The organism is Streptomyces sp. NPDC096079 (assembly GCF_040303145.1).
Taxonomy (GTDB): Bacteria; Actinomycetota; Actinomycetes; order Streptomycetales; family Streptomycetaceae; genus Streptomyces.
In genome coordinates this window covers 218,197-232,229 of the sequence record NZ_JBEOST010000011.1, presented here as the reverse complement: position 1 = coordinate 232,229, position 14,033 = coordinate 218,197, and the positions used below count along the sequence as shown (strand labels likewise).

Below are 14,033 nucleotides of genomic sequence, written 5' to 3'. Positions count from 1 at the left end.
CATGTCCACCAAGCACACGCTCTCCGTTCTCGTCGAGAACACGCCCGGCATCCTCGCCCGGATCGCCGCCCTGTTCTCCCGCCGCGGCTTCAACATCGACTCGCTCGCCGTGGGCGTCACCGAGCACCCCGACATCTCCCGCATCACCATCGTGGTCAATGTCGAGGACCTGCCCCTGGAGCAGGTGACCAAACAGCTCAACAAGCTGGTCAACGTCCTGAAGATCGTCGAACTCGAGCCCAGCGCTGCGATCCAGCGCGAGCTCGTCCTGGTGAAGGTCCGCGCCGACAACGAGACCCGCTCCCAGATCGTCGAGATCGTGCAGCTGTTCCGCGCCAAGACCGTGGACGTCTCTCCCGAGGCGGTCACCATCGAGGCCACCGGTTCGAGTGACAAGCTCGACGCCATGCTCAAGATGCTGGAGCAGTTCGGCGTCAAGGAGCTCGTGCAGTCCGGCACGATCGCCATAGGGCGTGGCGCCCGGTCCATCACGGACCGGTCCCTGCGGGCCCTCGACCGCAGCGCCTGAGACCCGTCGACGGTCAACCGCCGGTCCGCCCGGCGGTCCGACTGACGAGACCCGAGAACTTTCCTCCCGCTCCCCGCCGTACGGTGGGACGCAACACCAGCACATCAAGGAGAATCCCAGTGGCCGAGCTGTTCTACGACGCAGACGCCGACCTGTCCATCATCCAGGGCCGCAAGGTCGCGGTGATCGGCTACGGCAGCCAGGGCCACGCCCACGCGCTGTCGCTCCGTGACTCCGGTGTCGACGTCCGCGTCGGTCTGCAGGAGGGCTCCAAGTCCAAGGCCAAGGCCGAGGAGCAGGGTCTGCGCGTCGTCTCCGTCGCCCAGGCGGCCGAAGAGGCCGACCTGATCATGATCCTCACCCCGGACCCGATCCAGGCCCAGGTCTACGAGGAGTCCATCAAGGACCACCTGAAGGAGGGCGACGCGCTCTTCTTCGGCCACGGCCTGAACGTCCGCTACGGCTTCATCAAGGTGCCCGAGGGCATCGACGTCGCCCTGGTCGCCCCGAAGGGCCCGGGCCACCTGGTCCGCCGTCAGTACGAGGAGGGCCGCGGCGTTCCGTGCATCGCGGCCGTCGAGCAGGACGCGACGGGCAACGCCTTCGCGCTGGCGCTCTCGTACGCCAAGGGCATCGGCGGCACCCGCGCCGGCGTCATCAAGACGACCTTCACCGAGGAGACCGAGACCGACCTGTTCGGTGAGCAGGCCGTCCTCTGCGGTGGCACCGCGGCTCTGGTCAAGGCGGGCTTCGAGACCCTGACCGAGGCCGGCTACCAGCCGGAGATCGCCTACTTCGAGTGCCTCCACGAGCTGAAGCTCATCGTCGACCTCATGTACGAGGGCGGCCTGGAGAAGATGCGCTGGTCGGTCTCCGAGACCGCCGAGTGGGGCGACTACGTCACCGGCCCGCGGATCATCACCGACGCCACCAAGGCCGAGATGAAGAAGGTCCTCGCGGAGATCCAGGACGGCACCTTCGCCAAGGAGTGGATGGCCGAGTACCACGGCGGCCTGAAGAAGTACAACGAGTACAAGTCCCAGGACAGCAACCACCTCCTGGAGACCACCGGCAAGGAGCTGCGCAAGCTCATGAGCTGGGTGAACGACGAGGAGGCGTAAGCCTTCTGGCGAGGGGCCGGACGGGGTGTCCGGCCCCTCGCCACTTCGTTGGACACCTCGTCCAACCACGGACGGGTGATCCTTCCAACGAGGCGCATGAAGTGCGCCGACGCACCACTACACTTCTCAACAACATACGCGTCAGGCCCACAGCGTCGTGCGCTTTCACGCGGCAAGCCCCCTCCACCGCCTGCGGCCGTCGGGACGGCCGTCCGCACTGGACCTGTGAGGACTCACGTGAGCTCGAAACCTGTCGTACTCATCGCTGAAGAGCTGTCGCCCGCCACCGTCGACGCGCTGGGCCCGGACTTCGAGATCCGGCACTGCAACGGCGCCGACCGCGCCGAGCTGATCCCCGCCATCGCCGACGTGGACGCGATCCTGGTCCGCTCCGCGACCAAGGTCGACGCCGAGGCCCTCGCCGCCGCGAACAAGCTCCGGGTCGTCGCCCGTGCGGGCGTCGGTCTGGACAACGTCGACGTCTCCGCCGCCACCAAGGCCGGCGTCATGGTCGTGAACGCCCCGACCTCGAACATCGTCACCGCCGCCGAGCTGGCGTGCGGTCTGCTCGTCGCCACCGCGCGCAACATCCCGCAGGCCAACACCGCCCTGAAGAACGGCGAGTGGAAGCGCAACAAGTACACGGGCGTCGAGCTGAGCGAGAAGACCCTCGGCGTCGTCGGCCTCGGCCGCATCGGTGTCCTGGTCGCCCAGCGCATGTCGGCCTTCGGCATGAAGATCGTCGCGTACGACCCCTACGTCCAGCCCGCCCGCGCCGCCCAGATGGGCGTGAAGCTCCTCGCCCTCGACGAGCTGCTCGAGGTCGCCGACTTCATCACCGTCCACCTGCCGAAGACCCCCGAGACCATCGGTCTCATCGGCGACGAGGCGCTGCACAAGGTCAAGCCCTCGGTCCGCATCGTCAACGCCGCGCGCGGCGGGATCGTGGACGAGGCGGCGCTGTACTCGGCGCTGAAGGAGGGCCGGGTCGCCGGCGCGGGCCTCGACGTGTACGCGAAGGAGCCCTGCACGGACTCCCCGCTCTTCGAGCTCGACCAGGTCGTCTGCACCCCGCACCTCGGCGCCTCCACGGACGAGGCCCAGGAGAAGGCCGGCATCGCGGTCGCCAAGTCGGTGCGCCTGGCGCTCGCCGGCGAGCTGGTCCCGGACGCGGTCAACGTCCAGGGCGGTGTCATCGCGGAGGACGTGAAGCCGGGTCTGCCGCTCGCCGAGAAGCTCGGCCGGATCTTCACGGCCCTCGCGGGCGAGGTCGCGGCCCGTCTGGACGTCGAGGTCTACGGCGAGATCACCCAGCACGACGTGAAGGTGCTCGAACTCTCCGCGCTCAAGGGCGTGTTCGAGGACGTGGTCGACGAGACCGTGTCGTACGTCAACGCCCCGCTGTTCGCGCAGGAGCGCGGTGTCGAGGTGCGTCTGACGACGAGCTCCGAGTCGCCCGACCACCGCAACGTGGTGACCGTGCGCGGCACGCTGTCGAGTGGCGAGGAGGTCGCGGTCTCCGGCACGCTGGCGGGCCCGAAGCACCTCCAGAAGATCGTCGCCGTCGGCGACTACGACGTGGACGTGGCGCTCGCCGACCACATGGTCGTGCTGCGGTACGAGGACCGTCCGGGTGTCGTCGGCACGGTCGGCCGGATCCTCGGCGAGGCCGGTCTGAACATCGCGGGCATGCAGGTGGCGCGCGCGGAGGAGGGCGGCGAGGCGCTCGTCGTGCTCACCGTGGACGACACGGTCCCGGCCGCCGTGCTCGCGGAGATCGCGGAGGAGATCGGCGCGGCCTCGGCCCGCTCGGTCAACCTGATCTGACGCTTCCGACACCTCCGTACCCGGTCGCTAGACGCTCGTCTTACACAAGCGTCTAGCGGGCCGGGTACAGTGCTGTCATGGGACACAAGGAAGACCTGCTCGAAGGCGCCAAGCGCTGCCTCCTGGAGAAGGGGTACGGGCGGACCACGGCGCGCGACATCGTCGCCGCCTCGGGCACCAACCTCGCCTCCATCGGCTACCACTACGGCTCCAAGGACGCCCTGCTCCAGCAGGCCTTCCTGGCCCTCACCGAGGAGTGGGGGGAACGGGTCGGCGGAGCGGAGGACGCGGGCGCGGTGGACCTCCCGGCCGACCCGTACGAGCGCTTCCGTGCCGTCTTCGAGCCGCTGATCGGCGCCGCCGAGGCCAGCCGCCCGGTCTGGAAGCTCCAGACCGAGGTCGTCACCCGCCTCGACGACGACGAGAGGCTCCGCGAGGCGATCAAGGAGCCGCAGCGCGAGGGCCGGCTCGGGATCGCCGAGGGCATGCTCGGCGTCGACCCGGAGGCGGAGCCCGAGAAGGCCAGGGTCGCCGGGCTGCTCATGCAGGCCCTCGCCGCCGGCGTCATGATCCAGTGGATGGTCGATCCGGACACGGCGCCGAGCGCCGAGGACCTCGCCGAGGGCCTCAAGGTGCTGATGGGGGAGGGCTGACGGCACGGCGCGTGGAGCGCCCGGAGATCGCCGATTCCCCGGACACCGCGCGGCCCCGGTGCCACGATGGGACTCCACGGCATCCCGTACCGCGGATGCCGAACCCGGGAAACCGAGAGGGTCGCCGATGACGGACGTCTCCCCCGTGGCCGGACTCGCCGAGTGGATCGGGGCGTTGCGCGGCGAACTCCGCAGGGCACAGGACGCGGCGAGCGGACAGGACCTCCACTTCACCGTGGGGCCGGTGGAACTGGAGCTGGAGATCGCCACCACCCGGGAGACCGGCGCCACCGGAGAGCTCAAGTTCTGGGTGGTGGGCGTCGGCGGCTCGGGCCGGCAGACCGGCGAGTCCCGGCAGCGCATCACGCTCTCGCTCACCCCCGAGGGCGCGACCGGCCCGGTCAAGGTCGGTGACCGGCTCCCCGGACAGCCGCGCTGACCGGTCGTGACCGTCTCCCTCGGACACCCCGCCCTGGAACGCGTGGCCGAGCTGCTCGTCGGCCCGGACGGCGGCGGGTGCGTCTTCGGCTCCGGCTACCTCCTCGGCGGGCGACTGGTCCTGACCGCCCGCCACCTCCTCGACGACGCCCCGGCGGACAGCAGGGTGTCCGTACGGCTCGGAGGGCGCCCCGCGCTCCATTCCGCCGAACGGGTCTGGGCGTCGGCCGCGCCCGAGCACGACCTGGCCCTCGTCCGGCTGACCGGGCCGTCCGCCCCGGACACGGCCGGCTCGCCGCCGGAACTCGGGCGGCTGGACGCCGACCCCGCCCGCGTCGTCCCGGTCACGGCGACCGGCTTCCCCGCGCTCGCCGGCCTCGTCGACGTCGACCGGGTCGCGGTCCGCGACAGCTACCAGGTGACCGCCGAGGTCACGACGCACTCGTACGTCAAGACCGGACGCCTCGAACTCCGGTGCCACGGACGGTCCGACGCGACCGGAGCGCGGTGGCGCGGCCTGTCCGGCGGGGCCGTCTTCGCCGAGGACTCCCTGATCGGTGTGGTCGTCTCCGCGGCCGGTGACACCCCTGTCCTGCACGCCACCCCGCTCTCCGCCGTCTTCGCCGACCCGGGCCTGCGGTCCCTGCTCGCCGCCGACGGTGTCCGGCCCGGCCTGCGTCCGGTGCGCCGTACGGCCGCCTACACCGGACGGGTGCGGCGGCTCGCCCGCCAGGTGGGGGAGTTGCAGGACAGAGAGGCGGAACTGGCGGAGATCGCGGGCTTCGCGCGCTCCCGCCCCTGGTGGTACGAGCGCGGCGGGATGTACCCCGGCCTTCGCCTCCGGCAGCCCGACCGCTCGGACCACGACGGCTCGGGCGACGACCGCCGGGACCACTACGGCTCGGGCGACGACCGCCGGGACCACGACGGCTCGGACGACGACCGCTGGAACGAGGACCTGCCGCACGCGCCCTCCCATGCCTCGTACCGCTGGATCACCGGTCCGCCCTGGGCCGGGAAGACCGCCCTGGCCGCGCACTTCGCCGCCTTCCCGCCACCGGACGTCGACGTCGTGTCGTTCTTCGTCTCCCGCAGCTTCGGCGAACAGACCCGGCAGTTCCAGCAGGAGGTGTGCGACCAACTGGCCGCGCTGCTCGGCGAACCGGCACGGACCTTCTCCGGACAGGGCGCCCTGGACAGCCTCTGGCAGCGGGCGAACGACCGCGCCGCGTTCCAGGGCAGGAACCTGCTGCTGCTCGTCGACGGCCTCGACGAGAACGACGAGTCGCCGCCGATCGCCGCCCTGCTGCCCACCGAGACCGGTGCCACCGGTCACGTCCTCGTCCTCAGCCGCGCGATGCCGCCGATACCGGCGGCCGTGCCGCGCGACCATCCCCTGCGCGACGAGGAGCGCTGCCCCAGGGTGCCGCTGTCGCCCACCCGACGGGCGGACCAGCTCCGCGAACGGGCCACGGACGAACTCACCACCCTGCTCCCCGACCGCGAGGTACGCGAGGTCCTCGGCACCCTCGCCGTCGGCGGCCCGATGACCCTGGACGACCTGACCGCCGTGATGGAGACGGCGGGCGGAGCCCCCGACCCGTACGACCTCAGGAACCTGGTCCGCTCGGTCCCGGCGCGGGTGCTCTCCTCGGCCGCCGGCGGGTCCGGAGGGGAGGCGAGGGCCGCCGAACGCTTCGGTTTCGCCCACGACGAGCTGCGCCGTGCCACCCTCGCCGAGATCGGCGCCGCCGCCGGGCGCCACCGGGAGGCCCTGCACGTCTGGGCGGACACCTACGCGCGCCGCGCCTGGCCCGACGACACTCCGGACTACCTCGTCGCCCACTACCCGGCCGTGCTCCTGGCCTCCGCCGACACCGCCCGCCTCACGGCCCTGGCCTCGCCCGAGCGGGTGACCATGTGGCAGCGCCGCACCGGTCACGACACGGACGCGGCGCGGGAGATCGGCGACGCGCTCCGGGCGCTGGCCGCGGGGGAGGGGGACGACCTGCGCGCCGCGGCCGTCATGGCCATGCGCCGCTACCGGCTCTTCGAGGTCCCGGCCGACCCCAGCTTCGGATTCCCCGCCGCGATCCCGGTCGGCTGGGCCGAGCAGGGACAGTGGGCCAGGGCGGACTACCTGGCCTCCGTGATCTGGTCCTCCGCGCGGGCGTACGCGGGCATCGCCCTCGTCGCCGCGGACCGCGGCGAGCGGGAACGCTTCCACGGCCTCGCCCGGCAGGCCTGGGACGCCGCCCGGAGCGGCTCCTCGGGCGCCCTCTGGGATGCTCCGCGGCTCGCCGCGGTCGGCCGTGCGGCCTTCGGCCTGGACGCGCCGGAGCTGGGCCGGCAGCTGCTCCACGCGGCCGCGGAATCCCTGAGGGGCCACGGCGGCGGGAACGACGACCTGAGGGCGAAGGCCCTCGCCGAGACGGCCGGGGAGCACGCGGCGGCCGGCGAGCGGGACACCGCTCTCGCGCTCATCGGCGAGGCGGAGCGGCTCGTCCTCGCCGAGCGGTCCGCGGCGACCGCCCACCGTGACGCCGTCGCTTTCCGGTCGGCGCTCGTCAGGGGGCCCGACGGGGCCCTCGCCGCCTTGCCCGTACCGCGCGGGGGCGTGGGGGCGGCGCGGACGCAGGCGTCGTTCGCGCGCGCGGCCGGACGGCTCGGCCACGTGGCGAGCTGCCTCGCCGCGCTGGAGGCGGCGGAGGCGGCCCTGCGGGGCCTGGATCCCGACGCGTACCTGCTCACCGTGGCGGAGGTCGTCGAGGCCGCAGCGCGTACGGGGCACGACGGCATCGCCCGGCGGCTGGCCGGGGAGGCGCTCGCGCGCCTGCCGTCGGCGAGCGCCCCCTGGCAGCGGGACGGGGTGAGGGCGCGGCTCGCCCCGCTGTACGAGCTGCTCGGGGAGCCGGAGCGGGCCGACGCCCTGACCGACGAGGTCGACGAGGTGCGGTACCGGCTCGACGCGCTCTCCGCGTGTGCCGAGGCGGCGTACGAGCGGGGGGACGCCGAGCGGGCCGGACGGCTCCTCGACCGGGCCGAACGCCTGCCCGCCGTGGACCACCTGGCGGGCGGCCAGAGCGACCCGCGCCGGGAGCTGGCCGCCGCCAACGCGAGGTGCGGGCGCCCGGACCGGGCCGAGCGGATCCTGCGGGCGCTGACCGTTCCGGGACGCCACTTCTGGGAACGGCTGGCCCTGGCCGACGCGGTGGGGCGCACGGGGCGGCTCGACCAGTCGGAGCGGGTGCTCGCCCTCGCCGACGGCGACGCCGACTGGGCGCACCGCGCGGCGGCCGCGCTGGCCGTCGGCGCGGCCCGGACGGGTGACCTGGGGCGGGTGCGCGAGCTCGCCGCGTTCAGCGACACCGCGCATCGCCCGCTCCTGCTGCGGTTCTCCGCCGTCGGTGCCGCCGAGGGCGGGCACTTCGAGCTGACCGCACGTCTGATCGGCCTGGAGCGGGAGGCACGACAGGTCTCGGGCAGGTCCGTCCAGCGCGGCAAGGAGGACGACCCGGTCGCGACGGCCGCCTTCCTGGCCGCTCGGGCCGGGGAGCCGGGCTGGGCCGAGCACTTCGCCGGGCTCGTCCGCCCGCTGGGCGTCCCGTGGCCGCCGTCGGGTTCCGCGATCTCCCTCGCGGTCCGCTGGGACTTCGACGGGGCCCGGCGCGCGGCGCTCGGGATCTCCGTGCCGCCGGACCGGGCGGAGGCGCTGGCCGTCGTGGCGGAGATCGCCGACGTGCGCGGGCACGGCGCCCTCGCCGACGAGCTGTTCGAGCAGGCGCGGCAGGCCGTCGAGCTGTGGGACGCCGCCCCGTACGGGGTCGATCGCGCCCGGTCGCGCCTCGCCGTCACGGTCGCCCGGACGGGGCGCCTCGGAATGCTCGGCGGACTCCTGCGCCGGATGTACGCGTCCCACCCCGACCACCGGGTGCCGGTGCTCGCGGCCCGGGCGGAGGCCCTGGCCCGGCAGGGCGAGCACGCCGAGGCGGTCGCTGCCCTGGACGAGGCCTTCACCTGCTTCACCTCGCGCCGGGGCGGAGCGGACGAGGAGAAGGCCCTCGCGGCGCTGGTGACCGCCGGGACGGCCGTCGACCCGGCGCGCTCCCGGCGCCAGGTGATCCGTCTGCTCGCCGACCGGCAGCGCACCCCGGCCCTGCTGCCGGCGGTGGTCCTCGCCGACCCGGAGCTCGCGCCGCTGGCGATCGATCTGATGAGCGGCTCCCCGGAACGGGACCGTCCCTAGAGCCGGGCCGACTTCAGGGACATGTGGAGCAGGAGGCGGTCCTCGCCGTCGTCCAGGTCCAGGCCCGTGAGCTGTTCGACCCGGGACAGCCGGTAGTACAGGGTCTGCCGGTGGATGCCCAGGGCCGCCGCCGTGCGGCCCGCCTGGCCCGCGTTGTCGAGGAACACCTCGGCGGTGCGGGCCAGTTCGGCGTGGGCGGGGGCGATCAGGGGGGCGACGACGGGGTCGACCTCGGGGTGGTAGAGCGCCGCGAGCAGCCGGTACGGGCCGATCCCGGCCCATTCGGCGACCGGGCCGAGCGTCGGCTGGGCGGTCGCGGCGCGGGCCGCCGTGTTGGCCTCGCGCCAGGCCGCCGGGAGCTCCGTAAGACCCCGGCGGGGGGTCGCGATGCCGGCCGGGGCGGTGCCGCGCAGCCGGTCGGCGGCCGTGTGCGCGGGGGAGAGGTCCTCGGCGGTGCGCAGCCGTACGAGGACGGCGAGGGACTCGCCCTCGGGGAGCGCGGCGACCGCCGCCGCGCCGGGGACGGCCCGGATCGAGGGCGCCTCCCCGCGCCAGGGCGTCACGCAGACGACGGTGTGCAGCCCGTCCGCGCTCGGGCCCAGGGCCACTCGGAGCGCGGCGACGGCCATGTCGCTCTGCCAGCCGCGGCCGGCGGTCAGGACGGCGGCGAACTCGCGCGAGAGGTCGGCGTCGGCGCGCTCCTCGTCGGCGAGGAGCCCCCCGATCCGGGTGGCGACCTCCATCGCCGCGGTGAGCTGGGCGGGCGTGGGCCCGGGCTCGGCGTCCAGCAGCCACACGTACCCGAGGACGACGCCCCGGTGACGTACGGGCAGGCAGATGCGGTCCCGGAAGACGCCGGCGTCCGGGGCGGCCGGGATGCGGACCGGGCCGGTCGCGCGGGTGATGCCGAAGCCCTCGAACCAGGCGCGGACGGCCGGGGTCGACTTCCGGGTCAGGATCGACCGGGTCCGGACGGGGTCCATCGCGGTGTCGTCGTCGCTGTCGTGGGCGCCGAAGGCGATCAGCCCGAAGTCGCGGTTCTCCAGCGTCGCCGGAGCGCCGAGCAGCGCGGAGATCTCGTCCACCAGTTCTTGGTAATCGCCCTTCACAGCGCCATTCTCGCACCCTCTCAGACATATGTATGAGATGCCGGCCACGGATGCGTGACAGCTGTAGATGGCGGACGATCGGAGCGATCCATAGGTTTCACGGTGGTTCTTCGTGCTGTTCCCGCTTTCTTACGAAAGACCGGGTAGGCACTTTTCGTCACCTGTCCTTCTGGAGGTCCCCGTGCTGGGTCCCGTGATCCTCGCCGCGTCGCGCAGCGACAAGATGCGCCGTCTCGTGTCGGCCGCCCCCGGGACCAAGCAGGTCGTCGCCCGCTTCATCGCCGGCGAGACGGTCGACGACGTCGTCCCGATCGTCTCGGAGCTGAGCGGCCGCGGCCTGGAGGTCACCCTCGACGTCGTCGGCGAGGACATCACCACCGTCGAGCAGTCGTACGCCGCCCGGGACGCCTACCTGGAGCTCATCGGCCGCCTCAAGGAGCTGGGCCTCGGCGCCCGCGCCGAGATGTCCGTGAAGCTCTCGATGTTCGGCCAGTCCCTGGAGAACGGCCACGAGCTGGCCCTCGCCAACGTCCGCCCGGTCGTTGCGGCCGCCGCCGAGATCGGCACCACCGTCACCCTGGACGCCGAGGACCACACCACCCTCGACTCGATGTTCGCCATCCACGAGGAGCTGCGGAAGGACTTCCCGCAGACCGGCTGCGTCATCCAGGCGTACCTCTTCCGCACCGAGGAGGACGCCCGCCGCCTCGCCGCGAACGGCTCCCGCGTCCGGATCGTGAAGGGCGCCTACAAGGAGCCCGCCGAGGTCGCCATCCAGGACAAGCCCGAGATCGACAAGGCGTACGTCCGGATCATGAAGATCCTGATGGACGGCGAGGGCTACCCGATGATCGGCTCGCACGACCCGCGTCTGATCTCCATCGGCCAGGAGCTGGCCCGCCGCGCCGGGCGCAAGCTGGACGAGTACGAGTTCCAGATGCTCTACGGCATCCGCAGCGAGGAGCAGAACCGTCTCGCCGCCGAAGGCCACCGCATGCGTGTCTACACCGCGTACGGCACCGACTGGTACGGCTACTTCATGCGCCGCCTCGCCGAGAAGCCGGCCAACCTCCTCTTCTTCGTCCGCTCCATCCTCACCAAGGGCTGAGCCCACCTCTCACAAGGAGTTACGAGACTCATGGACGCTGTCACCCAGGTCCCCGCTCCGGTCAACGAGCCGGTGCACAGCTACGCCCCCGGTTCCCCGGAGCGCGCCCGCCTCGAGGTCAAGCTCAAGGAGCTGGCCGAGAACCCGCGCGAGCTGCCGATGACCATCGGCGGCGTGAAGCGTCTCGGCGGCGGCGAGGAGTTCAAGGTCGTCCAGCCGCACAACCACAAGGCCGTCATCGGCACCTTCCGCGGCGCCACCGAGCAGGACGCCCAGGACGCCATCGACGCCGCCCTGGCCGCGGCCCCGGCCTGGCGCGCGATGTCCTTCGACGACCGCGCCGCGATCATCCTGCGCGCCGCCGAGCTGCTCGCCGGCCCGTGGCGCGAGACGCTGGCCGCGTCCACGATGCTCGGCCAGTCGAAGACCGCCCAGCAGGCCGAGATCGACACCCCGTGCGAGCTCGTCGACTTCTGGCGCTTCAACGTGGCGTACGCCCGCCAGATCCTCGCCGAGCAGCCGCCGGCGAACTCCCCGGGTGTGTGGAACCGTCTGGACCACCGCCCGCTGGAGGGCTTCGTCTACGCGATCACGCCGTTCAACTTCACGGCCATCGCGGGCAACCTGCCCACCGCCCCCGCCCTCATGGGCAACGTGGTGGTCTGGAAGCCGTCCCCGACGCAGACCCACGCCGCCGTGCTCCTCATGGAGCTCCTGGAGGAGGCCGGCCTGCCGAAGGGCGTCATCAACCTGGTGACCGGCGACGGCATCGCCGTCTCCGAGGTGGCCCTGAACCACCGCGACCTGGCCGGCATCCACTTCACCGGCTCGACCAGGACCTTCCAGCACCTGTGGAAGACGGTCGGCAACAACATCGAGAAGTACCGCTCGTACCCGCGGATCGTCGGCGAGACCGGCGGCAAGGACTTCGTCGTCGCCCACCCGAGCGCCGACCGCGCGATCCTGAAGACCGCGCTGACCCGCGGCTCCTTCGAGTTCCAGGGCCAGAAGTGCTCCGCGTCCTCCCGCGCCTACGTCCCGGCCTCGATCTGGAACGACGGCTTCAAGGAGGAGTTCGCGGCCGAGGTCGACGGCATCACCATGGGTGACGTCACCGACCTGTCGAACTTCATCGGCGCCGTCATCGACGAGCGTTCGTTCGCCAAGAACAAGGCGGCGATCGACCGTGCCGCGGCCGACCCGAGCTGCACGATCATCGCCGGTGGCACCTACGACGACTCGGTCGGCTACTTCGTCCGCCCGACCGTCATCGCGTGCACCGACCCGGAGAACGAGGTCTTCAAGGCCGAGTACTTCGGCCCGATCCTCGCCGTCCTGGTCTACGAGGACGAGAAGTACGACGAGATGCTGACCCAGATGGAGTCGGTCTCGGACTACGCGCTCACCGGCTCGGTCATCTCCGGCGACCGCGCGGCCGCCGCGTACACGATGGAGAAGCTCCGCTTCGCCGCGGGCAACTTCTACATCAACGACAAGTCGACCGGCGCCGTCGTCGGCCAGCAGCCCTTCGGCGGCGGCCGTGCCTCCGGCACCAACGACAAGGCCGGTGCCCCGCAGAACCTGATGCGCTGGACGCTGACCCGCGCCATCAAGGAGACGCTGGTCCCGCCGACCGAGTACGGCTACCCGCACATGGGCTGACGCCCGTCCGCCTCGTAGAGGCCCCCTGACACCGCCCCCCTCCTCTTCCCCCAATCGAGGACGGGGGCGGTTCTCATGCGGTGGGCTTACGCTGCTGGGAGGGGGCTCGGCGAGGAGGCACGACATGCCCGGTTCGACGACCATCGGCCCCGGACACGGGGTCGACGCGATCGAGCACATCGACGCGCTGCGGATGTTGTCCCTGATGAGGGAGCTGTACCGGCTGCTGACCGTGCAGGGACCCGAGCGGCTCACGGACGCACAGGTCGCGACCCTGCTCGAAAGCGACGGCCGCCATCGAGAGGGCTTCACCGACTGGGTGGAGCGCATGGCACGCGACCTGGAGAAGGCCACGGCCTAGGGACTTTCCGGACACCCCCTAGCGGGCGCGCCGCCCGAGGAAGTCGCCGATCAGGGCGGCGATCGCCGGCGCGTGGGTCTCCAGGGCGAAGTGGCCGGTGGGCAGGAGGTGGACCTCCGCGTCGGGCAGGTCGCGGCGGAAGGCCTCGGCGCCCGCCGGAACGAAGACCTGGTCGCCCTCGCCCCAGACGGCGAGGAGCGGGACCCGGGAGGTGCGGAAGTACTCCTGGAAGGCCGGGTAGAGGGCGAAGTTGGAGCCGTAGTCGGCGATCAGGCCCAGCTGGATGTCGTCCTGGCCCTCGCGGGCCATCAGGGCGGCGTCGTGGTGCCAGGCGTCCGGGCTGAGCAGGTCCCGGTACGCGGCGGGGACGCCCGTCTCGTACTGCCACCGGATGCCGTCGAGGGAGCGGATCGCGCGGACGGGCCCCTCGGTCTCGGGGGTGCGCTTCTCGATGAGGGCCAGGACGGGGGCCCAGGCCTCGGCGCCGAGACCCTCCTCGTAGGCGTTGCCGTTCTGGGTGACGATCGCCGTGATCCGTTCGGGGTGCGCGAGGGCGAGGCGGAGGCCGATGGGGGCGCCGTAGTCCTGGATGTAGAGCGCGAACCGGTCGAGTCCGAGGGCCTCGGTGAACTCGGAGGTCAGTGCGGCCAGTTCGGCGAAGGTGTAGTCGAAGTCGGTCGCGGAGGGCGCGGCGCTGCGGCCGAATCCCAGGTGATCGGGGGCGATGAGGCGGTGGTCGCGCGCGAGCAGGGGGATGAGGTCGCGGAACATGTGCGAGCTGGTGGGGAAGCCGTGCAGCAGGAGCAGGACGGGGGCGTCGGCGGGGCCGGCCTCGCGGTAGGCGATCTCGTGGCCCCGGACGGTGACGGTGCGGTGGTGGGTCGGCAGCACGGACATGATCTAACCCCTCAAGTCGCTCTCACTGGTTATGAGGGGACTCAATCAGGCCAGGCTCAACCTGTCAATGCTTCGAGAACGG

General features: G+C 72.3%; 11 protein-coding genes. 9 read left to right on the top strand and 2 right to left on the bottom strand.

The window, feature by feature from the left end; genetic code table 11:
- The first annotated feature begins 1 nt into the window (after position 1).
- From ilvN to ABTY59_RS23225, 6 genes are all read left to right on the top strand, one after another.
- On the top strand, positions 2-529 hold the full coding sequence (ilvN, locus tag ABTY59_RS23250; RefSeq protein ID WP_030222540.1) for an acetolactate synthase small subunit: 528 nt from the start codon (positions 2-4) through the stop codon (positions 527-529).
- Between the two features lie 119 nt (positions 530-648).
- Positions 649-1,650, top strand: coding sequence for a ketol-acid reductoisomerase (ilvC, locus tag ABTY59_RS23245; RefSeq protein ID WP_352020913.1), 1,002 nt, complete (start codon positions 649-651; stop codon positions 1,648-1,650).
- 237 nt (positions 1,651-1,887) lie between these two features.
- The gene (gene serA, locus ABTY59_RS23240) at positions 1,888-3,477 is read left to right on the top strand and encodes a phosphoglycerate dehydrogenase (protein ID WP_352020912.1); all 1,590 of its coding nucleotides are present in this window, start codon (positions 1,888-1,890) and stop codon (positions 3,475-3,477) included.
- A 77-nt stretch (positions 3,478-3,554) separates the two neighbouring features.
- A complete protein-coding gene (locus ABTY59_RS23235; protein WP_352020911.1) occupies positions 3,555-4,130 on the top strand; it encodes a TetR/AcrR family transcriptional regulator in 576 nt (191 codons plus the stop codon).
- A 127-nt stretch (positions 4,131-4,257) separates the two neighbouring features.
- A complete protein-coding gene (locus ABTY59_RS23230) occupies positions 4,258-4,569 on the top strand; it encodes a trypco2 family protein (RefSeq protein ID WP_352020910.1) in 312 nt (103 codons plus the stop codon).
- Positions 4,570-4,575: 6 nt separating this feature from the next.
- Positions 4,576-8,814 carry a trypsin-like peptidase domain-containing protein gene (locus ABTY59_RS23225; RefSeq protein ID WP_352020909.1) on the top strand — a complete coding sequence of 1,413 codons (4,239 nt, stop codon included), beginning with the start codon at positions 4,576-4,578 and terminating at the stop codon, positions 8,812-8,814.
- Here ABTY59_RS23225 and ABTY59_RS23220 read toward each other — a convergent pair.
- Positions 8,811-9,923 (bottom strand): PucR family transcriptional regulator, encoded by a 1,113-nt coding sequence (locus tag ABTY59_RS23220; RefSeq protein ID WP_352020908.1) that lies wholly within the window; start codon positions 9,921-9,923, stop codon positions 8,811-8,813. The two genes, ABTY59_RS23225 and ABTY59_RS23220, sit on opposite strands and share 4 nt — an antisense overlap.
- Positions 9,924-10,104: 181 nt before the next feature.
- Between ABTY59_RS23220 and ABTY59_RS23215 the strand changes: the two genes are divergently transcribed.
- From ABTY59_RS23215 to ABTY59_RS23205, 3 genes are all read left to right on the top strand, one after another.
- Entirely contained in the window at positions 10,105-11,031 is a 927-nt protein-coding gene (locus tag ABTY59_RS23215; protein ID WP_352020907.1) for a proline dehydrogenase family protein, read from the top strand.
- Positions 11,032-11,061: 30 nt separating this feature from the next.
- Positions 11,062-12,693, top strand: coding sequence for an L-glutamate gamma-semialdehyde dehydrogenase (gene pruA, locus ABTY59_RS23210; RefSeq protein WP_352020906.1), 1,632 nt, complete (start codon positions 11,062-11,064; stop codon positions 12,691-12,693).
- Between the two features lie 124 nt (positions 12,694-12,817).
- Positions 12,818-13,054 carry a hypothetical protein gene (locus tag ABTY59_RS23205; protein ID WP_352020905.1) on the top strand — a complete coding sequence of 79 codons (237 nt, stop codon included), beginning with the start codon at positions 12,818-12,820 and terminating at the stop codon, positions 13,052-13,054.
- Positions 13,055-13,072: 18 nt separating this feature from the next.
- Here ABTY59_RS23205 and ABTY59_RS23200 read toward each other — a convergent pair whose 3' ends face one another.
- A complete protein-coding gene (locus ABTY59_RS23200; protein WP_352020904.1) occupies positions 13,073-13,951 on the bottom strand; it encodes an alpha/beta fold hydrolase in 879 nt (292 codons plus the stop codon).
- Between the last annotated feature and the right edge of the window lie 82 nt (positions 13,952-14,033).